This is a genomic window from Brevibacillus formosus, assembly GCF_003013405.1.
In the GTDB taxonomy this organism is placed as follows: Bacteria; Bacillota; Bacilli; order Brevibacillales; family Brevibacillaceae; genus Brevibacillus; species Brevibacillus formosus.
On the sequence record NZ_PXZL01000022.1, the window covers coordinates 1 to 26,008 of the forward strand.

At 48.7% G+C, this 26,008-nt stretch carries 32 protein-coding genes; 27 read left to right on the top strand and 5 right to left on the bottom strand.

The features are described from left to right. Positions 1 to 183: IS3 family transposase (locus tag C7R91_RS19830; protein WP_146142146.1), on the top strand; the 183-nt coding region annotated here is incomplete at its 5' end. A 115-nt stretch (positions 184 to 298) separates the two neighbouring features. Here the strand turns inward: C7R91_RS19830 and C7R91_RS19835 are convergent. Both C7R91_RS19835 and C7R91_RS19840 read right to left on the bottom strand, forming a co-directional pair. After that, positions 299 to 682, bottom strand: a complete 384-nt coding sequence (locus tag C7R91_RS19835) for a hypothetical protein (RefSeq protein ID WP_236697972.1) — start codon at positions 680 to 682, stop codon at positions 299 to 301. Between the two features lie 60 nt (positions 683 to 742). Next, on the bottom strand, positions 743 to 2,788 hold the full coding sequence (locus C7R91_RS19840) for a methyl-accepting chemotaxis protein (protein ID WP_047073989.1): 2,046 nt from the start codon (positions 2,786 to 2,788) through the stop codon (positions 743 to 745). A gap of 230 nt (positions 2,789 to 3,018) precedes the next feature. Here C7R91_RS19840 and pstB point away from each other — a divergent pair, with 230 nt between their 5' ends. The 6 genes from pstB to C7R91_RS19870 all read left to right on the top strand — a co-directional run bounded on the left by pstB (position 3,019) and on the right by C7R91_RS19870 (position 8,334). Beyond that, positions 3,019 to 3,771 carry a phosphate ABC transporter ATP-binding protein PstB gene (gene pstB / locus C7R91_RS19845; protein ID WP_047073991.1) on the top strand — a complete coding sequence of 251 codons (753 nt, stop codon included), beginning with the start codon at positions 3,019 to 3,021 and terminating at the stop codon, positions 3,769 to 3,771. A gap of 78 nt (positions 3,772 to 3,849) precedes the next feature. Then, on the top strand, positions 3,850 to 5,142 hold the full coding sequence (locus C7R91_RS19850) for an arsenic transporter (RefSeq protein WP_047073993.1): 1,293 nt from the start codon (positions 3,850 to 3,852) through the stop codon (positions 5,140 to 5,142). A gap of 135 nt (positions 5,143 to 5,277) precedes the next feature. Beyond that, positions 5,278 to 5,667: a hypothetical protein gene (locus tag C7R91_RS19855; RefSeq protein ID WP_047073995.1), complete on the top strand. Its 390-nt coding sequence runs from the start codon at positions 5,278 to 5,280 to the stop codon at positions 5,665 to 5,667. A 27-nt stretch (positions 5,668 to 5,694) separates the two neighbouring features. Next, positions 5,695 to 6,297: a gluconate 2-dehydrogenase subunit 3 family protein gene (locus tag C7R91_RS19860; protein WP_047073998.1), complete on the top strand. Its 603-nt coding sequence runs from the start codon at positions 5,695 to 5,697 to the stop codon at positions 6,295 to 6,297. Continuing rightward, a complete protein-coding gene (locus C7R91_RS19865) occupies positions 6,284 to 7,903 on the top strand; it encodes a GMC family oxidoreductase (protein ID WP_047074000.1) in 1,620 nt (539 codons plus the stop codon). Before C7R91_RS19860 ends, C7R91_RS19865 begins: the two co-directional genes overlap by 14 nt. A 95-nt stretch (positions 7,904 to 7,998) precedes the next feature. Next, on the top strand, positions 7,999 to 8,334 hold the full coding sequence (locus C7R91_RS19870) for an ArsR/SmtB family transcription factor (RefSeq protein WP_047074001.1): 336 nt from the start codon (positions 7,999 to 8,001) through the stop codon (positions 8,332 to 8,334). Positions 8,335 to 8,355: 21 nt separating this feature from the next. Here C7R91_RS19870 and C7R91_RS19875 read toward each other — a convergent pair whose 3' ends face one another. Further along, positions 8,356 to 8,607, bottom strand: coding sequence for a glutaredoxin family protein (locus C7R91_RS19875; protein ID WP_012684236.1), 252 nt, complete (start codon positions 8,605 to 8,607; stop codon positions 8,356 to 8,358). Between the two features lie 170 nt (positions 8,608 to 8,777). Here C7R91_RS19875 and C7R91_RS19880 point away from each other — a divergent pair, with 170 nt between their 5' ends. The 14 genes from C7R91_RS19880 (at position 8,778) to C7R91_RS19955 (ending at position 20,925) form a co-directional block, all read left to right on the top strand. Then, positions 8,778 to 9,032, top strand: coding sequence for a gamma-type small acid-soluble spore protein (locus C7R91_RS19880; RefSeq protein ID WP_047074004.1), 255 nt, complete (start codon positions 8,778 to 8,780; stop codon positions 9,030 to 9,032). Between the two features lie 154 nt (positions 9,033 to 9,186). Beyond that, positions 9,187 to 9,573, top strand: coding sequence for a holo-ACP synthase (acpS, locus tag C7R91_RS19885; RefSeq protein ID WP_047074005.1), 387 nt, complete (start codon positions 9,187 to 9,189; stop codon positions 9,571 to 9,573). A 264-nt stretch (positions 9,574 to 9,837) separates the two neighbouring features. Next, a complete protein-coding gene (locus C7R91_RS19890) occupies positions 9,838 to 10,875 on the top strand; it encodes an outer membrane lipoprotein-sorting protein (RefSeq protein WP_047074007.1) in 1,038 nt (345 codons plus the stop codon). A gap of 747 nt (positions 10,876 to 11,622) precedes the next feature. Further along, positions 11,623 to 12,705: a coiled-coil domain-containing protein gene (locus C7R91_RS19905; RefSeq protein WP_047074009.1), complete on the top strand. Its 1,083-nt coding sequence runs from the start codon at positions 11,623 to 11,625 to the stop codon at positions 12,703 to 12,705. Positions 12,706 to 12,889: 184 nt separating this feature from the next. Further along, the gene (locus C7R91_RS19910) at positions 12,890 to 13,330 is read left to right on the top strand and encodes a hypothetical protein (protein ID WP_047074011.1); all 441 of its coding nucleotides are present in this window, start codon (positions 12,890 to 12,892) and stop codon (positions 13,328 to 13,330) included. Positions 13,331 to 13,332: 2 nt separating this feature from the next. Beyond that, on the top strand, positions 13,333 to 14,520 hold the full coding sequence (alr, locus tag C7R91_RS19915; protein WP_047074013.1) for an alanine racemase: 1,188 nt from the start codon (positions 13,333 to 13,335) through the stop codon (positions 14,518 to 14,520). 245 nt (positions 14,521 to 14,765) lie between these two features. Further along, positions 14,766 to 15,065: a CopG family ribbon-helix-helix protein gene (locus tag C7R91_RS19920; RefSeq protein WP_007721089.1), complete on the top strand. Its 300-nt coding sequence runs from the start codon at positions 14,766 to 14,768 to the stop codon at positions 15,063 to 15,065. Between the two features lie 3 nt (positions 15,066 to 15,068). Beyond that, positions 15,069 to 15,419 carry a type II toxin-antitoxin system PemK/MazF family toxin gene (locus C7R91_RS19925; RefSeq protein WP_005830205.1) on the top strand — a complete coding sequence of 117 codons (351 nt, stop codon included), beginning with the start codon at positions 15,069 to 15,071 and terminating at the stop codon, positions 15,417 to 15,419. A 208-nt stretch (positions 15,420 to 15,627) separates the two neighbouring features. Next, the gene (locus C7R91_RS19930) at positions 15,628 to 16,041 is read left to right on the top strand and encodes an anti-sigma regulatory factor (RefSeq protein ID WP_047074017.1); all 414 of its coding nucleotides are present in this window, start codon (positions 15,628 to 15,630) and stop codon (positions 16,039 to 16,041) included. A gap of 20 nt (positions 16,042 to 16,061) precedes the next feature. Next, positions 16,062 to 17,063: a PP2C family protein-serine/threonine phosphatase gene (locus C7R91_RS19935; RefSeq protein ID WP_047074019.1), complete on the top strand. Its 1,002-nt coding sequence runs from the start codon at positions 16,062 to 16,064 to the stop codon at positions 17,061 to 17,063. A 24-nt stretch (positions 17,064 to 17,087) separates the two neighbouring features. Further along, positions 17,088 to 17,414 carry an anti-sigma factor antagonist gene (locus C7R91_RS19940; protein ID WP_047074021.1) on the top strand — a complete coding sequence of 109 codons (327 nt, stop codon included), beginning with the start codon at positions 17,088 to 17,090 and terminating at the stop codon, positions 17,412 to 17,414. Further along, the gene (rsbW, locus tag C7R91_RS19945; protein ID WP_047074023.1) at positions 17,414 to 17,908 is read left to right on the top strand and encodes an anti-sigma B factor RsbW; all 495 of its coding nucleotides are present in this window, start codon (positions 17,414 to 17,416) and stop codon (positions 17,906 to 17,908) included. Before C7R91_RS19940 ends, rsbW begins: the two co-directional genes overlap by 1 nt. Beyond that, a complete protein-coding gene (sigB, locus tag C7R91_RS19950; protein ID WP_047074025.1) occupies positions 17,877 to 18,665 on the top strand; it encodes an RNA polymerase sigma factor SigB in 789 nt (262 codons plus the stop codon). The genes rsbW and sigB overlap by 32 nt, the downstream gene beginning before the upstream one ends. Positions 18,666 to 18,762: 97 nt before the next feature. Continuing rightward, on the top strand, positions 18,763 to 20,925 hold the full coding sequence (locus tag C7R91_RS19955) for a Tex family protein (protein WP_047074027.1): 2,163 nt from the start codon (positions 18,763 to 18,765) through the stop codon (positions 20,923 to 20,925). Positions 20,926 to 20,950: 25 nt separating this feature from the next. On the opposite strand, the gene cmpA is transcribed toward C7R91_RS19955, so the two are convergent. Both cmpA and C7R91_RS19965 read right to left on the bottom strand, forming a co-directional pair. Beyond that, positions 20,951 to 21,073, bottom strand: coding sequence for a cortex morphogenetic protein CmpA (cmpA, locus tag C7R91_RS19960; protein ID WP_012684250.1), 123 nt, complete (start codon positions 21,071 to 21,073; stop codon positions 20,951 to 20,953). Positions 21,074 to 21,150: 77 nt separating this feature from the next. Continuing rightward, a complete protein-coding gene (locus tag C7R91_RS19965; protein ID WP_047074029.1) occupies positions 21,151 to 21,489 on the bottom strand; it encodes a hypothetical protein in 339 nt (112 codons plus the stop codon). A gap of 146 nt (positions 21,490 to 21,635) precedes the next feature. On the opposite strand from C7R91_RS19965, the gene C7R91_RS19970 reads away from it, so the two are divergent. The 6 genes from C7R91_RS19970 (at position 21,636) to tsaD (ending at position 25,933) form a co-directional block, all read left to right on the top strand. Continuing rightward, the gene (locus C7R91_RS19970) at positions 21,636 to 22,097 is read left to right on the top strand and encodes a SprT family protein (protein ID WP_047074031.1); all 462 of its coding nucleotides are present in this window, start codon (positions 21,636 to 21,638) and stop codon (positions 22,095 to 22,097) included. Between the two features lie 98 nt (positions 22,098 to 22,195). Next, positions 22,196 to 23,212, top strand: a complete 1,017-nt coding sequence (thiL, locus tag C7R91_RS19975) for a thiamine-phosphate kinase (RefSeq protein WP_047074032.1) — start codon at positions 22,196 to 22,198, stop codon at positions 23,210 to 23,212. Positions 23,213 to 23,217: 5 nt separating this feature from the next. Next, on the top strand, positions 23,218 to 23,688 hold the full coding sequence (gene tsaE, locus C7R91_RS19980) for a tRNA (adenosine(37)-N6)-threonylcarbamoyltransferase complex ATPase subunit type 1 TsaE (RefSeq protein ID WP_047074077.1): 471 nt from the start codon (positions 23,218 to 23,220) through the stop codon (positions 23,686 to 23,688). Then, a complete protein-coding gene (gene tsaB / locus C7R91_RS19985; protein WP_047074034.1) occupies positions 23,669 to 24,391 on the top strand; it encodes a tRNA (adenosine(37)-N6)-threonylcarbamoyltransferase complex dimerization subunit type 1 TsaB in 723 nt (240 codons plus the stop codon). The genes tsaE and tsaB overlap by 20 nt, the downstream gene beginning before the upstream one ends. Positions 24,392 to 24,395: 4 nt before the next feature. Further along, positions 24,396 to 24,851, top strand: coding sequence for a ribosomal protein S18-alanine N-acetyltransferase (gene rimI / locus C7R91_RS19990; RefSeq protein WP_047074036.1), 456 nt, complete (start codon positions 24,396 to 24,398; stop codon positions 24,849 to 24,851). Beyond that, positions 24,851 to 25,933, top strand: a complete 1,083-nt coding sequence (tsaD, locus tag C7R91_RS19995; RefSeq protein ID WP_047074038.1) for a tRNA (adenosine(37)-N6)-threonylcarbamoyltransferase complex transferase subunit TsaD — start codon at positions 24,851 to 24,853, stop codon at positions 25,931 to 25,933. Before rimI ends, tsaD begins: the two co-directional genes overlap by 1 nt. The last annotated feature ends 75 nt before the right edge of the window (positions 25,934 to 26,008 follow it).

Genomic DNA, 26,008 nt, shown 5'->3' on the forward strand with positions numbered 1-26,008 from the left:
GAATCATTCTGGGGAATGTTCAAATCGGAGATGTACTATCTACAGAAATTCAATACATACGAAGAGCTAGAAGTAGCCATTACGGAATACATAAATTACTACAATAATCATCGGTACCAGAAAAGGCTAAACCGTATGACACCCCTAGAATATCGACAATATCTACAAAGTCCTGTGGCATAAAGAAGACACCAACCTAGGTTCAGATTGGTGTCTAAGCTTTTTGTTTTTTTCACTGTCTACTTGACAGGGGGCACTTCAAATCAGCTTGCAGGAGGGCTTCTTGTTTCTATTGGTTTCAGGCTTTCCGCAAATATCGTGTATAAAGACCATAGTAGGAAATAAACAGACCCAAGAAAAAGAACGCGATGACAGTGCCGTAGTCTTCGCTGGAAGCCTCATAGCCTACAACAGCTTTTACACCATATTTGATAGCCATATAGATGATGGCAAAAGCAAGTAAAAATCCATATTTGTACCATTTGCTTTGATGCTGCATGTTCTCGCTTTTGACCTTCATCAAATATCGAACATAACCGACTATCAAGCCAACAAAAAATATCGCCAAAAACAAGTAACGCAGATAGTGGCTATGAACAAAGACCTTGATAAATGTTAAGAGTGACATTGCTAGCAGTACAATTAGGGCTATGACATAAAAGTGAATGGAACGCTTATCCAAGGTCCAGACATCCCCTTTCATAGGATAGGTTTGTGTAAAGTTCACATTCACTTTATGATATCATGAATTTTTCAAACAAGGGGTTGTTTCTCTGGCTCGAAAAAATTTGATGGTTTGTTCGAGATCCTCTACGATTTCTGTCAGGCGCAGGGAGTCGTCGAGAAATTGCTCCGATAAGGATAGACTTTCTTGATTGGCAGCTACGGCTTGCTGTGTGCCTGATACTACTTGCTGTGCAGAGGCAGACAGATTATCTACCCGCTGTGAAATGGCTTGGCTCTGTGTCGAGATTGTTCCTGTGAGCAGTCTGATCGATTCAAATTGCGCAGTCAATGCTTCACTGAGCTGGATCGTATTGTGGAAGATAGAAGCGGCCTGGTGCAAGGTTTGAATGCCATTTACAGTGGCATGATCGGTCGTTTGCAAGCAGGCGGCTACGTGCTCCATTCGTTCTTCCCCTGATTCAATTACCTTTTGAATACGAGCTGATGCCTCTTCTGTCTGGTCCGACAGCAGGCGAATTTCATCTGCTACGACGCTGAAGCCGACTCCGGCTTGGCCAGCCCTGGAAGCTTCGATTCGAGCATTGAAGGACAAAAGCTTAGTTCGCTTGGAGATGGCGGAAATCAGACCGAGCATTTCGTTGATGTCACTCATGCTTTCTCTCATGGAGGACATGGCATGCATAGAAGCTTTCATATCCTCTGAGATATTGTGCATATTTTCTTTTAGCAAATCAATGGAGGTTGCTGCTTTGGCATTTTGCTGACGTGATTCCTGGCTTTGTACAATTGCTTTTTCCATGGAGTCTGTGATCCGAGACATTTCTTGCGTGATGTCGGCCATCGTGGCGTGGATATCATCGATCTGCTCCTGCTGGTTGTCCATCTCTTGGGCAAGCCGCTCTGTTACGGTTACGACTTCTGACTGCATGGCATGAGAATGGCGGGAACCTTTTCCTACATGATCGGCTACTTGTTTGACGTCTGAGATGACATACTGGATTTTACCGATGATCGTCCGGATTTGTTCACTCATTCGATTGAAGCTGTCAGCCAACTGACGAATTTCATCATTGCTTTGTACGTGCATGGTTTGCAGCAGATCGCCCTCGCTAAAGGCGGACATTTTTTGTTGTGCTTCCTTAATCGGCTTGATGATTCGGCGAACGTACACATACAGCATCAGGGCGAGTGCAGCGAGTCCGACGAGTGAGACGGCCAAAATGGTTAGCTGAAGGCGACGGACCTCTTGCGTTACCTCTGATACCGACTGTACGACGATTACTCCCCATTTTAGGGAAGGGTCAAATTGATAGGCGGCAAATGTCTCCACTCCATCGATTCTGCTCGGCTCGTACCCAGATTGACCAGCGATGACGTTTTGCACGATCGCAAGCTCCGAGAGAAGAGGGCGTTGTAACGCGTAGGATTGGTCGGGATGAGCGACCAGCTTGCCTTGTTGATCAACGATCATGGCGTATCCGGTTTCCCCCAGTTTGATCTGCCCAATAGATTCGCTCAGCTTCGGGACAGAGACAAATGCCACGACGACGCCTACGGGCTCCTCGTCTTCATTGCGCAAAGGGAGTGAGACGGCGATCTTGGGAAATTCCGTCTCGGAAAACTGGAAGACATCTGAGACAAAAACCCCCTGCTGCGGTTGATTCAATGCGCCCTCATACCAATCCATTTTTCGCGGATCGTAGGAACTGTCGAGGGGTGATCCCGGAAAGGTCAAATACCGTCCGTCTGTCGTGACGATCTGTAATTCGGAAATCGTAGGATTGCTGGTAGATAAATCAGTAAAAATGCCAAAGATCTGACTGTTAGTGATTTTGCTGTTTTTATAAGTGGAAGCAAATGATTGCAAGGCGGTCACGATGTCATAGACCCTGCTATGTACTTTCTGTAGAGCTGCACCTGATGCTTCGTGTAATTGCTGCTTTGTTTTTTCATTGAGTGTGGCTTCAGATTGATAGCTGATGAAGAAAGCGGCAATTGCCATCATGCAGACAACCATGCCCATGATGCCTGCGAACAGCCTGGTGAAAATTGAACGATAATGAAACGACGAGTGACCCCATAGTTTTCTTATGTCTGGCATTAATTGTTCTCCCCTTATCAAAACGTTCAGCTTTATTGTAGGGGGTACCTAGAGGGGCGTATATGCTTTACCAGCAAGATTTACCATAAATTAATGTAAGATGACCTATGTAAAAAGTCCTAAGACGAAATCTTTATCGAAACTTAATAAACTTCACACGGAAACCTAACATTGGTGCGCTATAGTGGGAAAGTAAAAGGACGTAACAACCACGAAGGAGCGAAGACCGTATGAGTGTTATTTCGGTGAGAGAGTTGAATCTCTTCTACGGTAATAAGCAAGCCCTCTATCATATAAATCTGGATGTAGAGCCTGATTCCATTACAGCCTTAATTGGTCCGTCTGGCTGCGGTAAGTCTACATTTTTGCGGACGCTGAATCGAATGAACGACTCTGTACCGAACACCAAAATTACGGGAACGGTAAAAGTGTTCGACGAGGATATTTATAGCTCTCGTGTAGAAGTTGAGCGACTTCGCAAAAATATCGGTATGGTGTTTCAGCATCCGAATCCATTTCCGAAGAGCATCTATGACAACATCACATACGGGCCGAGACTCCATGGCATGAACGATCGTAACAAGCTGGACGAGTTGGTAGAGACAAGCCTCAAGGCAGCAGCCCTTTGGGATGAAGTGAAGGATGTACTGAAAAAGCCAGCAACAGGGCTTTCCGGTGGTCAGCAGCAACGCCTCTGTATCGCAAGGGCACTCGCTGTGCAGCCACAAATCATTTTGATGGATGAGCCAACCTCTGCCTTGGACCCGATTTCGACAGCCAAAATCGAAGAGCTGTTGGAAGAGCTGAAGAACCGTTATACGATTGTAATCGTGACGCACAACATGCAGCAGGCAGCACGTATTTCCGATAAGACTGCGTTTTTCTTGAATGGAGAGCTAGTCGAATTTGACAGTACCCCGACGATCTTCCAAAATCCTCGTGATAAAAGAACAGAGGATTACATTACCGGACGTTTCGGATAATTTCAATTTGTAGTATGGTAGGAGAGCGGACTTTTCGAGGTCCGTTCTTTTTGGTTTTTTGGAAAGGAGATATATGCAGTGGTTTGGATTTCATTCTTCCTTTTTCTGATCACGTTGACACTGGTTATCTGGCAACCGCGGGGGCTGTCGATTGGATATCCGGCTGTCGGTGGAGCACTGTTGGCCTTGGCGATCGGGGTAGTCACGATCGGTGATGTTGCAGAGGTAACCTCCATTGTTTGGAATGCGACACTAGCGCTAATCGGAATTATCATCATCTCGCTCGTATTGGACGAAATCGGTTTTTTTGAATGGGCGGCGCTCCATATGGCTCGTTTTGCCAAAGGGAATGGGCGGCTTATGTTCGTCTATGTCATCCTGCTTGGTTCACTCGTATCCGCCTTGTTTACGAATGATGGGGCAGCCTTGATTTTGACACCGATTGTGTTGGCACAGGTGCGGGCATTGAAGCTGGATGGGAAAGCGGTTTTGGCATTTGTCATGGCAAGTGGGTTTATTGCAGATACGAGCTCTTTGCCCTTTGTGATTAGCAATCTGGTGAATATTGTTTCAGCTGACTACTTTGATATTGGGTTTGCTGCGTATGCGGCTAAAATGATCATTCCGACTTTGTTTTCGATTGGTGGAAGTCTGCTGGTTTTGTACCTATATTTTCGCAAAAGCATCCCAGCGCAGGTTGACCTTTCCCATCTGAAAAATCCGGAGGAAGCGATTCGCGACCATAGAATGTTTCGCCTGGCGTGGCCGATTCTTGCGGTCCTGTTGATTGGTTTTTTTATTAGCGAGTCTATCCATACGCCCGTTTCTATCATTATTGCTGGGGCAGCCATCATTTTTTGCTTGGCTGCAAGAAAAAGTGAAGCGATCGCCATGCGGCGGATTATGAAAGAAGCACCGTGGGTAGTCGTTGTTTTTTCGATTGGCATGTATGTCGTGGTGTGGGGGCTGCACAACGCGAAATTGACTGATTTGGTCAAGGACACCTTGGATTGGTTCATGGCGCATGGTTTATTGGCAACGACCTTGGGAACAGGCTTTCTGGCTGCTGCTCTTTCCTCTGTCATGAACAATCTTCCGACAGTCATATTCAACGCGCTGGCAATTGCCGGGACACAGGCAGACGGAGTGTTGCGGGAAGCAATGATCTACGCGAATGTGATCGGGAGCGATTTGGGGCCGAAAATGACGCCGATTGGATCACTGGCCACCTTGCTCTGGTTGCATGTCTTGGGACGCAAAGACGTGACGATTACGTGGGGGCAGTATTTTCGGACGGGGGTTATTTTGACCATACCGACATTGACGTTCACCTTGCTCGGTTTGTATCTGACGTTGGTTTATTTTTCATAGGGAATGAAACGCCTGCTGGTTAATAGTCAGCAGGCGTTTTTCTTTTATCAGACGGCTTGCTGTGGAACAAGCGGAATAGGACAGAACATGGTAGGAAAAAATAGGCGCATCGTACGTAAAAAGGAGGATGTTTCCATGTGGTACGGCTGGCCGATCGAACGCGTACTCATTCTTTTTACTGGATTGGCGTTTGCCCTGATTGCGGTTCAGGTCACACTTTTTCACTCAAGACAAAACTTCCGCCATTGGGCAATGTGGATTCCCGTGCTTGAGCTCCCTGTATTTGCGGTTACTGCTATTGTTTTATCGTTTGTGAATGCGGGATGGCTGCGTTGGGTGTTTGCTTTGATGATGGTAGCCGGCATAGCTGGTGGTTTGTACGGGGCCTATTTGCATACGGTCGGGGTTGGGCAGCGTGTGGGAGGTTATTCACAAAGTCAAAATTTTCTCGTCGGGCCTCCTGTGATTCTTCCTTTACTGATCACGGCAATATCAGCATTAGGGCTTCTTGCGCTGTTTTGGTAAAAATCGTTTTCAAAGGGGTGAGAGGACATGGAAAAGCCTAGACGTTACCCATCCTATGATGTTTGGGACCAGCATACAGAGTGGGATGCTCACACCAGGAAAGTGGTAGGCGCCAGACGAATGCCCGCGATTGCCAATCAATTTTTTACGAAGCCTGAATCCTTGCTCTTGCAGACAGTCGTAGGCGTATTGGTCAATGATCACCGTTTGGAGGTGCTGACCTTTGTAGTAGAGCATCTGGATAATACGACGGCTAGCAACATCGGTGAATCACAACGTAAGGTCGGAGTTCCACCAAAAAAAGCGCTCTACCGCTCGGGCTTGAAAGGGATTGATGCGGAGAGTCATGCCGCTTATGGAACTGATTTTGTTGCGTTGAAGCTAGATCAGCAGGAAGTCGTTCTTCAGCACGTCGCGAATGGGAGCATCCAAAACCAGGAGGCGTGGAAAGACTTTGCTCCCGCAGATTTTTTCAAGCGATTGCTGCATGACACAGTCAGTGCGTACTATTCGCATCCGTTAGTTTGGTCAGATATCGGCTATGGCGGACCCGCTTATCCGCGAGGCTATGTACGGGTGGAAAAAGGATTGACGGACCCATGGGAGGCAAAAGCAAATGACGAGTCATGACCATCATACGATTACTCATCGCCCTACTCCTGTGGATCAAAGAAAATACGCTGATGACGCAGATGTGTGCATCGTAGGTGCTGGAGCGGCAGGAGGCGTACTGGCTTATGAGCTGGCAAAGGCCGGGTTGCGCGTAGTCGTACTGGAAGCAGGGCCGTTTTGGGACCCGCAACACGATTTTGCCAGTGATGAACTGTCGATGCGGAGATTGGCCTGGCAGGAAACGAGGCTGGTAGCAGGCAAAGACCCACTGCGTTTGGGACATAACAACTCAGGACGGGGAATTGGGGGAGGCACCGTGCATTTTACGGGGGTGTTCCTGCGTTTCCACGAGAGTGATTTTAAGACAAAGACCGTAGACGGCGTAGGGGAAGACTGGCCGATTACGTATCAGGACCTTGCCCCGTATTACGACAAGATCGAACGGGAGATTGCGGTCTCAGGTCCGAATCATTTTCCGTGGGGTTCCTTTCAAGGTCCGTATCCGTACCCTGTTCGGGAGCCAATCAGTGCAAATGCCCAACTGTTCCGGGAAGGGTGCGAGAAGCTGGGAATCGAGAGTGTGGTCGCCCCTCTAGCGATTTTATCGGCTCCCTTTGATGGACGTCCACCCTGTATCAATCGTGGCTTTTGCAATCAAGGGTGCATGCCGAATGCTAAGTACAGCGGGTTGATTCATCATATTCCCAAAGCGATAGCGGAGGGGGCAGAGGTACTGTCCGACTGCATGGTGACGGAAATTTTGATGGCTGGCGACCGGGTCAGCGGTGTGGTGTTCAACCATAATGGCTTGACGCACAGGCAAATGGCTCGTGTAGTCATTTTGGCCGGGTTTGTCGTGGAGACACCCCGATTGCTGCTCAGTTCGGCGAATGCTCAGTTTCCGCAAGGGCTGGCGAATTCAAGCGGGTGGGTAGGAAAAGCTATTATGCCTCACTCCAGTCATGATGTATACGGACGTCTCCCGGAGGAAGTGCGATTGTATAAGGGAACACCTGTCCTTGCCTTGACCCAGCATTTTTATGAGACGGACCGGGAACGAGGTTTTGCCCGCGGGTATACATTGAGTGCACACGGGGTACGTCCGGTCGGGATGGCGGCTGCCATTGCTGCCGAGAGGGAAGACGGCTCGTATTTATGGGGAAAACAGCTTCGAGAAACGATGCTGGATTACAATATGTATGCGCGGATCACCTTGGTAGGGGAAGTGCTGCCTCATCCTGATAACAGAGTGACGCTCTCAGGGGAAAAAGATGAATACGGAATGCCGATCCCTACGGTAACGTTCAGTTATCAGGAGAACGACAAACAGCTTTACAAGCATGCCATTGAGCAAATGAACCGGATTATAGAAGCGATGGGGGGGAAGCCGGAGCATGTGGTTTCTGATACCGCTCATCTCATGGGAGGATGCCGGATGGGGAATGACAGAGAAACCTCTGTTGTGAATGAATATGGGCAGTCACATGACATACCTAATCTTTTCATAGCAGGTGCTTCTACATTCGTTACCTCGAGTGGAAGCAACCCGACAAATACAGTCATGGCGCTGGCGGCTCGCACTGCAGACAAGATCATTGAGGCGATGAAAAAGCAGGATGTATAAGCAGGGTTCACATAACTTTTGCGTTCTATCTTCCCCATCATATAAGCCATATAGTATACTGATAAACAGATATGTAAGGCAAAGGTGGGTTCCTTATGGAAATGGATTTGATGCAGGTACTGTTTTTGTCAGAGACTTATAAGCTACTTGGTGACAAGACGCGCTTGACGATCATGGCTCTCCTGCAAGTACAGTCCTTATGTGTCCGTGATCTCGTGGAAATTTTGCAAACTTCCCAGCCTTCTGTTTCCCAGCACTTGGCTAAGTTAAAAACGCATGGTTTGGTCAAAGAGCGCAGGAAAGGACCATGGGTTTATTACTCCGTAAATACGGAATGCAGTCCTGAAGTGAAGCAAATTTTGTCTAACTTGCCGGACATGTCGCCAGTCGTCAAACAAAAATCAGTTGCAAGTGAACCTTCATTTGGCTGATCAGTCGTAAAAAGCGTTGGATCAATTGAGATCCAACGCTTTTTTTAGTTCTTCCTTGTCAAACCCATGGATGACAATTTGCTCGCCGTTTTCCTTTTCAATGTAGGTTACAGGTGTCATGCTGGCGCCTAACTGAATGGCTTCCTGGAAAAAAGCCTCATTTTGACGGATGTCTCTGTCTTCGAAAGCAATGTTGTTTGAAGTCAGCCACATTTTTTCTTCCTGACAAGGACCGCAAGTGACTTGGGTATAGATAATAACCTTGTGAGCCATACAGAATTGCTCCTTTCAAAAGCAGAGTAAAAGCCTTGCTCCTTCCAATATGAATGATCGGTCGAGACAAAGCAAGTAAACAACAGCATGATTTGGAAAAATAAGGATGGATACGCACATAGGGGGCTGTACAAATTATATTCAGTGACGTCGAGGAGGTGAATGTAACGATGCCTAAACAAAACAGAGGTATGGGCCAAGCGAACCAAGCTAGCCAAGCAGCAAACACTGCGACTGAATTCGCAAGCGAAACAAATGCAGCAGAGGTTCGTCGTCAGAACCAACAATCGGCTCAACAAGCTGCACAACGCGCTGCTTCCCAAGGTGCTGCGACTGAATTCGCAAGTGAGACAAATGTTGCGGAAGTTCGCCGTCAAAACCAACAATCGGCTGCACAACAATCTTCTGGCCAAGCTACTGAGTAGGAGCCAGCGGACAAAAGCCCTCGCAATTTGCGGGGGTTTTATTTTTTTACGTAAAGTCTATGCATGGAATGTGGTTTCTATCCCCGCACTTGCAAAAGCGTGGAAGTGGATGATACTGTGATTCGTAAATCAGCCCACCAGGAGGCAAGTGCTCATGATCATTGGAACAGGTGTAGATATTGTAGAAATAGAGCGCATCGCTACTTTGATAAAAAGACAAGAGAGTGCAATCAAACGCTTTTTGACCACAGGTGAACAACAGCTCCTACAGGGAAAGGCAGAGACGAGACAGGCGGAAATGGTTGCCGGCAGATTTGCTGCAAAGGAAGCGGGAGCAAAGGCTCTAGGCACAGGTATTGGTGCTGTACTTAGTTTTTTGGATATGGAAATCCTTCCGAATCATTCGGGCAAGCCCGTCATGACCATAAAGAACGAGGTGTACAGCAAGCTTGATCTCGACCCCGCGCGTGTTCATATTCATGTGAGCATTTCGCATAGCCAAACGCATGCGATTGCGCAAGTCATTGTAGAAGAACGATAGATGTTTGAAAAAACCAATTAACTTGTCTGCATATTGGGACGAGGATGGACATACATTTATATCGCGTAGATCAGGAGGGACTACCTGCTCTTACATAGGAAGGCTAAGTCTGTAGCCAATCCAAGCGATATATCGCCAGCTTCGTAACCATTCGCAACCATTGACACGATATGCGCTGCATGGGCGAGAGACTGACAGATTTCCCAGGAAATAGACAGGGATGCCCTTCTTTGTCGAAAATAATGACAAGGAGGAGTTCATTGAATGAAACGGGTAGCTTTACCACTGGTGTTATTGTTGGTTTTCACCCTGTTCCTCGGCGGTTGTTTCGGTCAGAAAACACCAGAAGATGTGGTGAGCGACCTGAACGGTGCGCTGGGAAAAATGACTGGGTACAAGTCTCAGGCAGTTTTGACCATGCAGACAGGCTCTACCCCCATGGAGTACGATGTTCAGGTCTGGTATGAAAAGCCAACCAACTATCGGGTAGCTCTCACCTCGAAGCAGCGTGGCATTACACAAATCATCTTGCGAAACAATGAAGGAGTCTTCGTACTGACCCCGCATCTGAACAAGAGCTTCCGCTTCCAAAGTGGCTGGCCTGAGAACAACGGACCGTTATATTTATACGAAACGCTAGCCAAGAGCATTATCGATGACACGGAGCGCCAAATGAAGATGGAAGAAAAACAGTATGTATTCGAAGTGAAAGCGAACTACAGCGGCAATCGTTCTTTGACCAAGCAAAAAATTTGGCTGACAGAAGATTTCAAACCGACGCACGCCGAAATTATGGATGCTAGCATGAATCCGCTCGTACGAATTGATTTCACTGATTTTTCGTTCAACCCTATGTTTGACAAAGACGCCTTTGACAAAGAGCGCAACATGACAACGAGCTCGTTGACAACAATCCCAACAATGGCGCAATCAAATGGACAGGTCGTGAAACAACCGAACAGCCAATTCGGTGTCATCGTCCCTACGTATATGCCAGAAGGGGTTACGCAAGCAGATATCGAGCCAGTCACCCGTGATGGAGAGAGAAAAGTTATCTTAACCTACAAAGGGACCTACAACTACAAGGTAATCGAAGGGCGCCCGACAGCAGCATCCGTATCGTATGAGCAAGGCATGCCTGTGAACCTCGGCTTTACGGTTGGTGTGCTCGCGCAGACAGGTGAAAACCAGCGGCTTCTGACGTGGGAGCTCGACGGCATCGAATATACAATCGCGGGGGATCTGCCTGAGGAAGAAATGGTGAATGTCGCACAGTCGACATATGGTCTTAGCGCAAAATAAAAGCGTGGGAGAGGGGACGGTGAATGCCGTCCTCTTTTGTTTTTGCTTTAGAATGTAGCTGCTGTGGAGGGGAAGAAGCGCATCTCCAGTCTACGCTTCGGCCTACGCCCTGCAAGGGGTTAGACTGTCCGCTCCGGATTGAATGTCGGGAGCGCTTCAAACGTAGAAGTTTCGATGAAGTAGTTCATAAGTGAAGCTGAAATTCCCCGACATTCAATCCTACGCTCAGGTGGGCTCCAGAGGCGCTTGGACTGGAAATGCACTTCTTCCCAAGCGGCTTTGTTCTACTACTAAGAAAAATATCCCCTGTTGATACTCAAAGGATAATCTTCCTAAGTTTTAAAGGGAGCGATGAATCCAAAAAGCTGGCGAAAAGAAAAAGCACAGGGCTCGCAGACCTTGACAATGCCTTCCCAGTTGGAACTCTAAAAAGGGGACCACGCTTGTCGAACACTTCTTCTTTGAGAAACTTCTGCCCGTAGGGTGGCTTTGGCTCGACGGTCCCCTTTTTGGAGTGGAGACGGACAGTCAATCATCCGCGCTGGCGTGTCAGAGTCGAAGAGAACTGTGCTTTTTCTTTTCCTCCACCATGTTGACTCAAACCAGAATGCCCTCCATAGTTTTTTACGATTTTCCCTCAAGTTTTCCTTTTTTCTCAAACGGGAATCTAAAAATACCCATGTACACTTGGTCTTGTACCACAGAACAAGCACACTACACGAGCAAAGACGAAAGGGTTGAGTGTATATGTTTAGCAAAACGAAAATGGGAATGCTGATGGGAACGATGGCAGTGGTTCTGAGTCTGGGTAGCATAGGCGGAGCAATGGCAGCCGATTCAGCAAAACCAACTTCATTGAATAAACCCGCTGAAGTAAAATTCAAAACTGGCAAGATGGGCCACCACGGTGGAGTGGGCTTCAAAGAAAATACAGAGCTGCTCTCGCTGTTAAAGCTGGATGCTGACAAGCTGAAAGAAGAGCTTGCGGCAGGGAAAACACTTGCAGCGATTGCACAAGCCCAAGGAGTTGACACCGCAGATGTCGTGGCACTTCTAGTTGACCAGCAAGAGGCCAAACTGAAGGAAGCAGTAGCGGCAGGCAAGCTGACGCAGGAGCAGGCAGATAAGCTGTCTGAAAATCTGAACGATCGCGTAAAAGAACAGGTAGAAAACACCAAACCAGATAAAGGCTTCGGCAGAGGAGGCTTCATCGGTGGCTTCGAGAAAAACGAAGAGCTGCTGTCCCTCTTGAAGCTGGATGCCGATAAACTCCAAGAAGAGCTGAAAGCGGACAAATCGCTGGCTGCCATCGCAGAAGCCCAAGGCGTATCTGTGGATGATCTGGTAGTGCTGTTGGTGAAACAACAGGAAGCTAAGCTGAAAGAAGCGGTAACCGCCGGGAAGCTGACACAGGAACAAGCCGACAAAATGAATGAGAACGCCAGTGAGCGGGTAAAAGAAATGGTGCAAAACACGCATCACGGACGCGGACCGGGTAAAGGAATGGGCATTGAGAAAAATGAAGAACTGCTGTCCCTCCTCAAGCTGGATGCAGACAAGCTGAAGGAAGAGCAAAAAGCAGGAAAATCGTTGGCGACCATCGCCAAGGAGCAAGGCGTTGAAGTGGATGACCTCATCGAGCTCTTGGTAGGTCAGCACGAAGCCAAGCTGAAAGAAGCAGTAGAGGCAGGCAAGCTGACACAGGAGCAAGCAGACAAACGCAGCGAGGAATTGACAGCGATGGTGCAAAAGATGGTGGACGGCAGCTTTGAAAAAGTTGTTTTCCCAAGACATGAAAAAGAGGAAAAAGACCAGGAGCAAACCATGTAGAAAAGTCAGCAGGTGGGAGCTAATCCCATCTGCTTTTCTATTTTCTCGGGATTGGCCGATGAGGGTCGATTTGTACATAAAAACCAACGTGCGAATGAGGTGAAAGGACAATCCGCGAATTGACACACAGCGGGAAAACACGATACATTCAGAGTAACTTATTGAATGAGGTGGCATGCTTTACATGAAGAAACCGTCTAACGAAGTTTTGTACCAGGAAGCATCGACCTACAAAGACATGCTCCTGCGAAAAAGCTGGAAAATGCGCATTAACGAGACAGTCATGTTTGTGCTGGGAATGATGATTCTCTCTCAATTTTTCCCGACCAATGACACGAGATTCAAGGTGCTTGTTTTTGCCATTGCCATTGCTGTTGTGGGATTGTCTCCGTTTCTGTACAAATCGGTTTTGCGTCCAGTGTACAAGCTGACCAAGACCCACCTGATTATATCCATGTCAGGACAGGAAAAGAGCTACCCGCTGTCTGAAGTCGAGCAAATTTATGAAGGCCGCCACTTTTATCGTGTAGGCGGCAAAAAGGAATCATTGATGGTTTCCAGGCAATTTCTCAGTCATTTAAATGAACGCTTGTTTTACTATAAAAAAGGGAACAAGAGGAGATAGGAATGAAATCGTTTTGTCGTGACACTTGGGTAGAGGTTGATTTGGATGCCATCCGGGCGAACCTCGAGGCATTCAAACGCCATTTGCCAGAAAAAACGGGTATTATGGCTGTTGTGAAAGCAGACGGGTATGGTCATGGCGCTGTCCATGTCGGAAAAGAAGCCTTGGCGAGCGGTGCAGATTCACTTGCAGTCGCATTGCTCGATGAAGCGCTTATTTTGCGGAGGGCAGGGATCACAGCGCCGATTTTAGTGTTGGGATACACACCTGTCGAATCCATTGTCACCGCAAGCGAGCTGGAAGTGCAGTTAACCGCTTACAGCGTCGAATGGATCACGGAAGCGAACGCCATCCTTCAAAAAAATGATCACAAGCCTGTCGGGATTCATGTGAAGACCGATACGGGGATGGGACGTTTGGGTGTTCGAACAAAGGAAGATTTGCTTGCGGTTGTAAGTGCTCTTGAAGAATGCTCTAAGCTTGAGTGGACAGGCATTTTTACGCATTTTGCCTGCGCGGATGAACCAGATACGACCCATGTGCGACGACAACACGACTTGTTTCAATCCTTTTTGCAAGCATTGCGTGAAGCAAATAAAGCATTGCCGACCGTTCATTGCTGCAATACGGCTGCGGCTATCGCATTTCCCGATTGGGGGTATGATACGATTCGTTTAGGCATAGGTTTATACGGATTGTATCCTTCTTTGTACATGAAAGAACGTGCGGATGTCATACTTGCTCCCGCCTTGGCGCTCAAGACCAAAATTGCCCACGTGAAGAAGGCAGATGAGCCATTCACGGTCAGCTATGGTGCTACATATTCAGCACAGCCTGACGAGTGGATTGCAACACTGCCGATCGGATACGCAGATGGCTATTCTCGCCTTTTGTCCAATCGCGGTGAGGTGTTGTACAATGGATCACGCTACCCGATTGCAGGCAGAGTTTGCATGGACCAAATCATGGTCAGCCTGAAGTCGACAGAAGCAGCGGTCAATGATGAGGTCGTCTTGTATGGCAAGCAAGGGGACGAGGAAATCACCTTGGATGAAATTGCCGATTTGCTGGGAACAATCAATTACGAGGTTCCTTGTATGCTGAATTACCGAATTCCGCGCCTCTATTTGCGCGACCAGAAAGTAACGGACGTATTTCACCCATTGACGATGAAGCACTCGTCTTCGTGAAAATGTAAATAACTAGCAGGGAAAATTAGCAGGAATTTTCCCGTGGAACACGAATACTAGTTAAGCGAAAAAGCTGGCTTTTTTGGGTAAACGAAGTCTTCACCTGCACCTTTGGATTGCTTACACTCACGTTTCTCACCGAAAAAGCGCACAGTAGGTATATTTTTGCAATGGATTCGACATAATGGTATTGTTCATATTGGCTGTTCTTTCTAGAACCAGCATAGCGGATGGAAGTTACGGTCATGGTTGGAGGTGGATTTGTCTTGTCGAAGTCAAACACGAAACGCATCATGATCAGCTTGCCACAACACTTGCTTCAGGAAGTGGATGGCGTTATTCAAAAGGAAAAATCCAATCGCAGCGAGTTTATTCGTCAAGCGATGCATTTGTATTTGAAAGAGCGAAAAAAACGTACAATCCGTGAGACCATGCAAAAAGGGTACATGGAGATGGCGAAGATCAATCTGAATATGGCATCGGAGGCTTTTGGCGCTGAAGAAGAGGCTGACCATACTCTTGTCCGCTTAGTTAGCGGGGTGTGACTGGTGATTGTCAAACGTGGCGATGTGTTTTTCGCGGACCTGTCCCCGGTCGTTGGCTCTGAGCAAGGAGGCGTACGGCCTGTTTTAGTCATTCAAAACGACATTGGAAATCGATTTAGTCCGACGGTCATCGTCGCAGCCATTACGGCGCAGATTCAAAAGGCGAAGCTGCCTACGCATGTGGAAATTGACGCAAAAACTTATGGATTTGATCGTGACTCCGTTATTCTGTTGGAACAAATACGAACCATTGACAAACAACGTCTCACTGATAAAATTACGCATCTCGATGACGAGATGATGGATCGGGTTAATGAATCCTTGCAAATCAGCTTAGGACTCATTGACTTTTAACATGTGAAAAAAGATCAGACGATTTGATAGGAAAAGCCACTTGAGTGAAGCAAGTGGTTTTTTGCTGTCAGATTTGCAGGGATTTCGTAGGTGCATATCGAACTGTTCGAAAAGAGAACATAAGACAAAATGTGACACAATATGATTTATTTTTCGAGGTAGAGAAAAAACTCATTTCTACCTACCAAGCGAGGCGGAAGGGGTTTTTTTGGTTGTGGCAGACTATTCTCCTGAGACAATCAATATAGAACAAGAATCAGACATCGTGACGGCGCGGCAGGTAGGACGAAATATGTCGAAGCTGTTTGGCTTTGGCACGATCACGCAGTCCCGCATCGCCACGTCAATCTCTGAATTGGCTCGCAACATTTATTTGTATGCGGGAACGGGGACGATCACCATTTCGCCGGTTGAGCGCGAAGGAGTGATCGGCTTGCAAATAACAGCAAATGACAGCGGTCCAGGGATTCCTGATATTCGTCAGGCGTTAGATGATGGCTATTCGACTTCGGGTGCCCTCGGGGCCGGATTGCCGGGTGTCAAGCGCATGATGGATGAATTTGAGATCCACAGTACCCTGGGAGAAGGGACGCGTGTCATAGTTGTGAAGTGGAGCGATTAAGCAAGGGAGGAATGAGATAGATGGTAACCCGGAGCTTCCGAGAAGAGTATGTAAAAATTCTTCGGGATTACCTGAGTGCTCAAGGTGAAGACCAGCTTTACGGAGCCCAGCAGTTGGGCAAATGGATGCTTTCTCGAGATATTTCGCCAGAAGAAATTACTGATTTGCATGCGCAAGCGCTTGAGCAGCTCGGGGAAGTGCCAGAGTTTGTGCGCTCCTCCTTCTCCATTTTGACAGAGGTCATGATTGAATATGGGAACGAGCACCGATCCGTAAATAGCTGGCGCAATCGGCATCAGCAGATGGAATCAGAAATAGCCGTGGCGAAAGCGATGCAGCAATCACTTTTGCCAAGTGAGGTTCCAGTCTATCCAGAACTGGAGATTGGCGTAGTTAGCATTGCCGCGAAACAAATCTCGGGCGACTATTACGACTTCATTGAACAAACCGAAGGACGTTTCGGCGTCGCCATTGCAGACATTACCGGAAAAGGAATGCCTGCTGCGATGTGTATGTCGATGGTGAAATATGCGATAGACAGCCTTGGACAAATGGAGCTGGGTCCCGATGAAATGCTGCACCATTTAAACCGGATCGTGGGAAGAAATATTGATCCGAGCATGTTTGTGACGATGCTGTTTGGCAGTTACGACTCGAAGGAACACTGTTTCCGTTATGCCATGGCAGGACATGAACCAGGATTTTTGTACAGGTCGGCAGAAGGAAAGTTTTACGATCTCGAGGGGCGAGGGAATGCACTCGGTTTATGCCCAAACAGTGAATACGCTGTTCAGGAGATTCATTTGGAAATAAATGATGTTCTGATTCTTCTGACGGATGGTGTAACAGAATGCAAAAATAACCGATATTATTTGCAAAGGGAAGAGCTTGTACACCATTTGCAAAAAGAAGTGGGAAATTCTGCCCAAAAGATGGCAAACGGCCTGTACAATAGACTTCTTCTGCTCTCCCAGTTTGACCTGCTGGATGATTACACCATGATTGTACTTCGAAGAACCTAAGCAACGTACGGGGGGTAGACGCAGATGGACCTGCTAATTAAGACAACGAGCCTTGAAACTGAGTACCGAGTGGTCCTTGGTGGAGATATTGATGCATTTACAGCACCGAAAGTAAAGGAAACACTCCTATCACTCGTCACCAAGCCGGATATCAATCGCATTACGGTTGATTTGGAAGCAGTAGAATACATGGACAGTACCGGAATCGGAATTTTCATCGGGATTATGAAAGAGTGCATTCAACGAAATCGTACATTTGAGGTGCACAAATTGTCTCCGCGTGTGGAAAGGCTATTTCGCATCACTGGCTTATACGATCATATTGCCATCCGCAAAGGAGAGAGCGAGTAATGGGTCAAAATCGACCTCAGACAGACGTGATTCAATTGACTTTGCCAAGCAAGGCGGAGTATTTGGGAGTAGCACGTCTGACTGTATCCGGTATAGCCAACCGTATGGGCTTTTCTTATGATGAGATTGAGGATATCAAGCTTGCCGTCGGAGAAGCATGCACGAATGTAGTAAGACATGCATACAAGGAAACAGAGAATCCTTCCTCCATTCATATCCAATGCCATGTTTATGAAGATCGATTGGTAATCGAGGTAAGCGATCAGGGCGTTGGGTTTTCAAATGAGCTCATTGCTGAGCAACTGACGCCGATTTATGCGGGGAAAAACCTTGAGGATTTGGATGAAGGGGGGCTCGGGCTCTATCTCATCCACACGCTTATGGATGAGGTGGAGATTCGCTCTGAGTCAGGAGTAGTAGTCTCCATGACCAAGTATGTTCGGCAGGATGGGGTGGCTGGCAATGACTGGACAGACTCGGAAGCAGAAATATAGTCCAGAGGAGTTGAAGGAGCTCATCCACCTGTATGGTGAAACAAAAGATCCAGCGATACAGGAACAACTGGTGAGGGCCTATACTCCTCTTGTGGAATCGTTAGCGAAGAAGTTTGTTCGCGGACAAGTCATGTATGAAGACCTCGTGCAAGTCGGATTAATCGGCTTGCTTGCTTCCTTTCGCCGGTTCGACCCTAGCTTTGAGCGGACATTTGAGAGCTTTGCCATCCCGACTATCGTGGGGGAGATTAAGCGTTATATTCGGGACAAGACATGGAGTGTCTATGTTCCGCGCAGGGTAAAGGAACTGAGCCCGAAGATCAAAAGAGTGGTCGACGAGCTCACGATCAAGCTGCAGCGCTCTCCCCAAATTGCAGACATTGCCAACAGCCTCGGAGTTACAGAGGAAGCGATTCTAGAGACATTGGAGATGGGGCGCAGCTACCATTCTCTCTCTATGGACAGCGAGCTGGAAGCGGATCTGGACGGCAACACCATTTCTTTACTCGACCTAGTCGGGACGACGGAAGAAGGGTACGGAGCAGTCGAGCAGAATCTGATGCTGGAGCGGGCCCTGCAAATTTTGGATCACCGTGAAAAAGAAATCATTCAATTAACTTTTTATCAAAATTTGAGTCAGAAGCAAGCTGGGGACATCATGGGGATGTCGCAGATGCATATTTCCCGCCTTCAACGCAGGGCGTTGGGCAAGCTGAGAGAAGCATTGAAAGTGGAACAGCTGGAAACCGCAACGTAGAGGGGCCAAGTGGCTCCTCTTTTTTCTTCCCTTTTTCCAGTCCTTGTTAGCAAATGTGGTACAATAAACGACGAAGAATGAGCGCAGGAGGACAGGTATGGAGCTTACGTTGATGATCCAGACAATCGCCCAAGATACGGGTGTCAAACCTCACCAGGTGGAGCGCACGGTTGCCCTCCTGGATGAAGGAAACACGGTTCCTTTTATTGCCCGCTACCGCAAAGAAATGACGGGGCAGCTAGATGAAACACAAATTCGAGCGATTGAGGAACGCGTTCGCTATTTACGCAACCTGTCAGTGCGGAAGGAAGAAGTTGTTCGACTCATCGATGAGCAAGGCAAGCTGACGGACGAGCTGCGCACAGCTATTGAGCGTGCGACAAAGCTGCAAGAGGTAGAGGACCTGTACCGCCCTTACCGCCAAAAACGCCGCACACGAGCAACCATGGCCAAGGAGAAGGGACTAGAGCCACTTGCCAACTACCTCATGAGCTTACCGAAAACCGGGAATCCAGAAGAAGAAGCAAAAACATATATCAACCCGGAGAAAGGCGTCGAGACGACTGAGCAAGCTCTGCAAGGCGCAATGGACATCGTGGCGGAAGTTCTGTCTGATGACCCAGAAATTCGCCAGTGGGTTCGCCAGCGATCCGTGCAAAAAGGATTGCTTCTGACGGAGCAGAAAGCCGAAGAAGCAGACGAGAAAAATGTATACCAAATGTATTACGCATATAGTGAGCCTCTAAAAAAGGTCGTTCCGCATCGGGTACTGGCCATCAATCGGGGAGAAAACGAAGGTATTTTGAAGGTTTCTATTGAAGCCCCAGTCGCAGAGATTTTGGCTTGGATGCAAAAACGCACCATTCCGCGTGATACAGTTGTCCGCGATCTGCTGACATTGACAGTCGAGGACGCGTATAAACGTCTGATTGCCCCTTCTATTGAACGAGAGGTACGCGCCGAGCTGACAGAGGCAGCCGAGGAACGTGCTATTCACATCTTTGCAGAAAACCTGCGCAATTTGCTGCTTCAACCGCCTGTAAAAGGCAAAGTCGTACTTGGGGTAGATCCGGCGTTTCGGACGGGCTGTAAGCTCGCCGTTGTAGACGAAACCGGCAAACTTCTGGAGGTTGCCGTCGTTTATCCAACCCCTCCGGCCAATAAAGTGGCAGAAGCTACAGTGAAAGTGAAGCAGTTGATCGAAACCTATGGAGTTACGGTTGTCGCGATTGGGAACGGTACAGCTTCGCGTGAGACAGAACAGTTCATTGCCACGCTGCTAAAAGAGCTGAAGCGAGAGGTGATGTACATCATCGTGAACGAGGCAGGTGCATCCGTGTATTCTGCATCGGCCTTGGCCAAGGAAGAATTCCCGGATCTGGATGTAGCAGAGCGAAGTGCGGCCTCAATCGCGCGACGTTTGCAAGACCCGCTCGCTGAGTTGGTCAAAATCGATCCAAAGTCCGTCGGGGTCGGTCAGTACCAGCACGATGTTTCCCAATCGAGACTGGCAGACAGCTTGCAGTTTGTAGTTGAGTCAGCGGTAAACCATGTCGGGGTAGATGTGAATACCGCTTCTCCTTCTCTGTTGCAGTATGTATCAGGGATCAGCCGCCAAGTGGCGGGGAATATCGTGAAAAAACGGGACGAGATCGGGAAGTTCACGGAGCGCTCCCAGTTGAAGGCGGTTCCGCGCTTAGGTGCTAAAACGTACGAGCAGTGTATCGGGTTTCTCCGCGTGATGGATGGAGCGAATCCACTGGATAAAACACCGATTCACCCGGAATCGTACGAGGCGACCCACCAGCTGTTGTCGATGCTGGGGATTAGCGCTCAGGAGATCGGCAGTGAGAACTGCAAGGAACGCTTGCAGTCTTTGGATGTAAAGGAGACCGCTTCGAAGCTCGGGATTGGCGAGCCAACACTGCAAGACATTGTAGACAGTCTCTTGCGTCCTGGTCGCGACCCGCGTGACGAGCTGCCAAAACCACTCCTGCGAAGTGATGTCCTCCAGCTGTCTGATCTCAGTGTGGGCATGAAGCTGCAAGGTACTGTGCGCAACGTGGTCGATTTCGGAGCGTTTGTGGATATCGGTCTGAAAAACGACGGACTCGTGCACATTTCCCGGTTGAAGAAGGGCTTTGTGAAACATCCACTTGAAGTCGTGACTGTTGGCGATATCGTAGATGTATGGGTAGTAGAAATTGATGAGAAGCGTCAACGTGTAGGGATGACCATGATCGCGCCAACGGAAGGATAAAAATGAACTAAAAGGCGGCCTCCTGTCAGTCAGGGCGGCCGCCATTTTTTTCTAAATATAAGAACCAGCAACTGTTGAGCACACGAATTTGGCGAACGTCCTTCCCATTAAAGGCACGTTGCAACTGCCTGCGCATCCATTGTGGCATGAAAGTACCTCCTGGAGATATTCGTCTATAGGCAATGTATGCGCCAAGACGAGCAGGAGGTGCCTAGAATTTTTATTTTACTCTTCTTCTTCGTGCAAATACTCCAATTGGGCTTGCAAGGCACGGATCTCTGTCAATAAAGAGATGAGTGGATACTCGGTCTCTTGTAGGGCAGCGAAACGTCGCTCCAGACCACTGACGTACTCCAAACCATCTACGATCGAAAGCCCGCTCTCTAACCGTTCCACATCCGCACAGTCTGCCAGAACCGTAGGTAATTCCGGGCGCTCTGTGATCGTCAATTTGTCAATTTCCTTGTAAAGACGTTTCAATAGAGCGATTAATTGATACATATGTGTTTCGGGCAACGAGACAAACTGTAGTCCGTCACTGGACTGCAACAACAAATAGCGCATGAGCTCCTCCACCATTCTGTTTACCGTTTAGATATGACCGTTTAATAAACGGACATAACCGTTTATTTGCACTCAGTGTAGCCTATCTGTCTGGCACTTTTCAACTGGAACTGCTATGGTGAAAGAAAGGAAGCGGAGGAGATGGGATGACCGATACGGAACTGCAAATGCTGGTAGAGCAAATATCCAGTGAATTTTTTGCCAAGCCCTTTCGCCATCAGGCCCGCTTTAACAGCAGATTGCGTACGACTGGCGGAAGGTACTTGCTGCGCTCGCATGACATTGAATTGAATCCGAAGCATTTGCAGGAGCATGGTGTGGAGGAATTGATTGCGATCATTAAGCATGAGCTTTGCCATTATCATTTGCACATAGAAAAGCGCGGGTATCGTCACGCTGATCGGGATTTTCAACTGCTTCTGCGTCAAGTGGGGGGAAGCCGATACTGCCAACAGGTAGGAAACGGCCGGACGACCCTGCCCTATCGCTACGAGCTGGTTTGCAAGGAATGTGGCATGAGCTACAAACGCAAACGAAAGATGAACCCGAGCCGCTACCGTTGCGGGCGCTGCAAAGGAAAGCTGCTGCTGCGCGAGTTAACGACGTAAAGAGTCAGAGGTGGTTGGCTTTCTTGCGCGTCTTTTGACAGCAGGGGTATAATGAACAGACGAAAAATGTTTTCCGCGAAGGAAAAGGAGCGTTTGAAGTGGCACACGACGAATTTTCCCTGATCCGACAATGGACGAGTCGTTCTGCGGGGCAGGAAGGGAACGGCTTGACCGTCGGGATAGGGGATGATGCCGCTGTCTTCTCCCCTGCGCCAGAAATGGAAGTCGTGGCCTGCTGCGATGCGATGGTGGAGACGGTTCATTTTTTGAAGAAAACGATGAATCCTAGTGATATCGGATATAAGGCTGTTATCAGCAATGTGAGCGATGTTGCAGCGATGGGCGGGGTTGCCCGGTATGCGCTTGTCAGTATCGCGGTAAGTCCGCAATGGACGCCTGACGATTGCCAGCAAATCTATGAAGGTATTTACGAGGCTTGTCAGGCATATGGAGTTCGTGTCATTGGTGGCGATACTGTTTCTGCGCCTGATGCGCTACACCTGAGTGTTACCGTATTGGGCGAGGTGGAAAAAGGGCGTGCCATTCGTCGTTCACAGGCAAAGCCTGGTCAGCTTGTTTTTGTTACAGGGCATGTCGGAACTTCTGCAGCAGGACTACATCTTCTCCTGCAAGGCGAGACTGCTGAAAGGGGCGTCTCTTTACCTTGGGAGACATTGATGGATGCCCACCAGCGTCCCGTTGCCCAAATAAAGGCGGGCAGACTGCTGCTAGAATCAGGGGCATGCAGTGCGTTGAATGATGTAAGTGATGGACTTGCCTCAGAGCTGTGGGAGATTGCCGAGGCCAGTGGCGTATCGATTTTGGTCGATGCTGCATCGGTACCGATCCATGACGAAGTTCGGGAGTATGCACGGCACGTAGAAAAAGATCCGCTGGAATGGGCTTTTTATGGCGGTGAAGATTATCAATTGGTCGGAACGCTTGCGAGAAGTCACTACGAAGCCGTAAGCAAGCAATTTGCCGCTAGTGGTGTAACGTTTACTGTCATCGGTGAAGTGGTAGGGAAAAGGCATGAACCAGAATTGATGCTTCAGCGCGATGATCAACAGCTCCCGTTGCCAAAAGCGGGATTCAACCATTTTAGGAGTGGATGAAAGACATGAGCTATACATGGAGGCTCACGGGAGCGCAGGAGACGCAGCGCTTTGCCGAGCAACTGGCAGGTCTGCTTGAACCAGGTGACTTCCTTGCGATGGAGGGGGATCTGGGAGCGGGCAAGACGACTTTTACCCAGGGGTTGGCCAAAGGACTAGGAGTCCGACAAGTAGTGAACAGTCCGACCTTTACCATCATAAAAGAATATCAGGGGCGCTTGCCGCTTTATCATATGGATGTCTACCGGGTAGGCGATGATCCAGGCTCTCTTGGTCTGGACGATTACTTTTTTGGAGAAGGTGTCTGTGTCGTAGAGTGGGCCTCTTTGATCGAGGATGTCCTGCCGACAGATCGGATGACCGTCTTCCTGCGTAGAGAAGGGGAGGAACAGCGGATGATCGAGCTGGTTCCTCAAGGGAATCGTTATGTGAAATTGTGTGAGGAGTTTGATTTTGATGCGCGTACTGGCGATTGATACATCGAATCTGGTGCTAAGTGTAGCTGTAGTAGAGGAAGAGCGGGTCTTGGCCGAAATGACGACGAACCAGCAAAAAAACCATTCCGTGCGTCTGATGGACTGCGTCAGTGAACTGCTCGATGCAACAGGAACAGCGCCAGAGGATCTCAGCGGCTTCGGGGTGGCAAACGGACCGGGCTCCTACACGGGCGTGAGAATCGGTGTTGCCTCTGCAAAAAGCATGGCTTGGTCACTGAATGTGCCAGTCATCGGTGTATCCAGTCTGGAGGTAATCGCCATGAATGCCACTGGCTTCTCTGGATTGATTGTACCGCTGTTCGATGCGCGCAGAGGTCAAGTGTATACCGGCTGTTATCGTTCCGATGGTATGGATGCGGTGCGGGCGCAGTCCACAGAACAAATCATCCTGTTGAGAGAATGGCTGCCACTGTTGCGAGACCTGGCGCAAGGAGAGCCGATCTTGTTCTTGGGTGAAGATGTCAGGCTGCATCGAGAGACGATTGTGCAAGAGCTCGGGAATCAGGCGCAATTTGCTTCTCCAGCGTTCAATCACCCACGTGCTGCCCATATCGGCTATGTGGCACTACGCAAGCTTCAAGACGGCGGAAATGCGCATGAACTGGTCCCGGAGTATTTGCAACTGGCAGAAGCAGAAGCGAAGTGGCTTGCCCAAAAGCAGGCGGGGGCCGTAAAGGAGTAAAAGCATGAGTCAACCAATCGATTTGGAATATCGTTATATGACGATGCAGGACGTTGGGGCTGTGGCAGAGCTGGAGCGCTTGGCTTTTACAACTCCATGGCCGCATGATGCATTTGTCAACGAGCTGACGAGAAATCCAAATGCACGCTATGTAGTCGTCGTTCACCAAAATCGGGTTATCGCTTATTGCGGCATGTGGATCGTGATCGATGAGGCACATATTACCAATATCGCCGTCCATCCATTATATCGTGGAAAGAAGGTTGGATTGGCGCTGATGATCAAAATGATGGGTGTTGCCAAGATGCAGGGTGCCCATAGCATGACGCTGGAAGTTCGACCTTCGAACACAGTCGCGCGGAACATGTATATCAAGCTCGGCTTTAAAGAGCATGGGCGCCGCAAGGGATATTATTCGGATAACAATGAGGACGCAATCATTATGTGGGTGACATTGTAATGAAAAAGACGTATACGTCGCGCTACGAGAAGCGCATACAGCAAAAATACGAAGCACATAGGGAATCAGGTGCTCCCACTTATATTTTAGGAATTGAAACTAGCTGCGACGAGACATCGGCTGCTGTCATCCGTGATGGCCGAGAGGTGCTGTCAAACGTCATTGCTTCCCAAGCCGATATCCATAAAAGGTTTGGTGGAGTCGTGCCGGAGGTGGCTTCTCGCAGACATGTGGAGAATATTACGCTTACCATCGAAGAGGCTCTGACCGAGGCTGGAAAAACATTGAATGACATCCAGGCAATTGCGGTGACGTACGGGCCTGGGCTTGTCGGGGCACTATTAGTTGGCGTGGCAGCAGCAAAAGCCATTTCCATGGCCAGAGGCATCCCTCTAATCGGAGTGCACCATATCGCGGGTCATATCTACGCGAATCGTCTGGTGCAAGAAATGGAGTTTCCGCTGATTGCGCTCGTCGTATCGGGCGGGCATACGGAGCTTGTCTGGATGAAGGAGCACGGTCAGTTCGAGATTTTGGGGGAAACGCGAGATGATGCTGCAGGGGAAGCGTACGACAAAGTAGCGCGAGCGCTGAATATGCCGTATCCAGGTGGACCTCATATTGATCGTCTCGCACATGAAGGGGAGGCAAATGTACCGCTCCCTCGTTCATGGCTGGAGCCAGATTCCTACGATTTCAGCTTCAGTGGCTTGAAGTCAGCTGTGCTCAATACCTTGCACAATGCAGCTCAGCGAGGAGAGACGATCGAACCGGCGAATCTGGCTGCGAGCTTCCAAGACTCTGTAACAGAGGTGCTCGTAGAAAAGACGATTCGGGCAGCTCGTTCGCATGGAGCGAAGCAGGTATTGCTGGCTGGGGGCGTTGCGGCGAATCGTGGACTGCGTGAGAGACTGCAAGCAAGATGCGAGGCAGAAGGAATTCCTCTCGTGATCCCTCCGTTCTCGTTATGCACAGACAACGCTGCGATGATTGCGGCGGCAGGCTTTATCAAGTATGAAAAAGGACAGTTTGAAGGGCTTGATTTGAACGGAGTCCCAAGCTTGTCGCTTTCTGAGCAATAGAGTGAATGAGTGAAAAGCATCTCTGAAGTTGAATCAGAGATGCTTTTTTTGTTTGAGTCAATGAGTAACAGTAGT

Bases quoted from the DNA above. Each gene is read 5' to 3' on its own strand.
- C7R91_RS19840 (WP_047073989.1), bottom strand. From the start codon at position 2,788: ATGCCAGACATAAGAAAACTATGGGGTCACTCGTCGTTTCATTATCGT.
- pstB (WP_047073991.1), top strand. From the start codon at position 3,019: ATGAGTGTTATTTCGGTGAGAGAGTTGAATCTCTTCTACGGTAATAAG.
- C7R91_RS19855 (WP_047073995.1), top strand. From the start codon at position 5,278: ATGTGGTACGGCTGGCCGATCGAACGCGTACTCATTCTTTTTACTGGA.
- C7R91_RS19860 (WP_047073998.1), top strand. From the start codon at position 5,695: ATGGAAAAGCCTAGACGTTACCCATCCTATGATGTTTGGGACCAGCAT.
- C7R91_RS19865 (WP_047074000.1), top strand. From the start codon at position 6,284: ATGACGAGTCATGACCATCATACGATTACTCATCGCCCTACTCCTGTG.
- C7R91_RS19870 (WP_047074001.1), top strand. From the start codon at position 7,999: ATGGAAATGGATTTGATGCAGGTACTGTTTTTGTCAGAGACTTATAAG.
- C7R91_RS19875 (WP_012684236.1), bottom strand. From the start codon at position 8,607: ATGGCTCACAAGGTTATTATCTATACCCAAGTCACTTGCGGTCCTTGT.
- C7R91_RS19880 (WP_047074004.1), top strand. From the start codon at position 8,778: ATGCCTAAACAAAACAGAGGTATGGGCCAAGCGAACCAAGCTAGCCAA.
- acpS (WP_047074005.1), top strand. From the start codon at position 9,187: ATGATCATTGGAACAGGTGTAGATATTGTAGAAATAGAGCGCATCGCT.
- C7R91_RS19890 (WP_047074007.1), top strand. From the start codon at position 9,838: ATGAAACGGGTAGCTTTACCACTGGTGTTATTGTTGGTTTTCACCCTG.
- C7R91_RS19905 (WP_047074009.1), top strand. From the start codon at position 11,623: ATGTTTAGCAAAACGAAAATGGGAATGCTGATGGGAACGATGGCAGTG.
- C7R91_RS19910 (WP_047074011.1), top strand. From the start codon at position 12,890: ATGAAGAAACCGTCTAACGAAGTTTTGTACCAGGAAGCATCGACCTAC.
- alr (WP_047074013.1), top strand. From the start codon at position 13,333: ATGAAATCGTTTTGTCGTGACACTTGGGTAGAGGTTGATTTGGATGCC.
- C7R91_RS19920 (WP_007721089.1), top strand. From the start codon at position 14,766: ATGGTTGGAGGTGGATTTGTCTTGTCGAAGTCAAACACGAAACGCATC.
- C7R91_RS19935 (WP_047074019.1), top strand. From the start codon at position 16,062: ATGGTAACCCGGAGCTTCCGAGAAGAGTATGTAAAAATTCTTCGGGAT.
- C7R91_RS19940 (WP_047074021.1), top strand. From the start codon at position 17,088: ATGGACCTGCTAATTAAGACAACGAGCCTTGAAACTGAGTACCGAGTG.
- rsbW (WP_047074023.1), top strand. From the start codon at position 17,414: ATGGGTCAAAATCGACCTCAGACAGACGTGATTCAATTGACTTTGCCA.
- sigB (WP_047074025.1), top strand. From the start codon at position 17,877: ATGACTGGACAGACTCGGAAGCAGAAATATAGTCCAGAGGAGTTGAAG.
- C7R91_RS19955 (WP_047074027.1), top strand. From the start codon at position 18,763: ATGGAGCTTACGTTGATGATCCAGACAATCGCCCAAGATACGGGTGTC.
- cmpA (WP_012684250.1), bottom strand. From the start codon at position 21,073: ATGCCACAATGGATGCGCAGGCAGTTGCAACGTGCCTTTAATGGGAAG.
- C7R91_RS19965 (WP_047074029.1), bottom strand. From the start codon at position 21,489: ATGCGCTATTTGTTGTTGCAGTCCAGTGACGGACTACAGTTTGTCTCG.
- C7R91_RS19970 (WP_047074031.1), top strand. From the start codon at position 21,636: ATGACCGATACGGAACTGCAAATGCTGGTAGAGCAAATATCCAGTGAA.
- tsaE (WP_047074077.1), top strand. From the start codon at position 23,218: ATGAGCTATACATGGAGGCTCACGGGAGCGCAGGAGACGCAGCGCTTT.
- tsaB (WP_047074034.1), top strand. From the start codon at position 23,669: ATGCGCGTACTGGCGATTGATACATCGAATCTGGTGCTAAGTGTAGCT.
- rimI (WP_047074036.1), top strand. From the start codon at position 24,396: ATGAGTCAACCAATCGATTTGGAATATCGTTATATGACGATGCAGGAC.
- tsaD (WP_047074038.1), top strand. From the start codon at position 24,851: ATGAAAAAGACGTATACGTCGCGCTACGAGAAGCGCATACAGCAAAAA.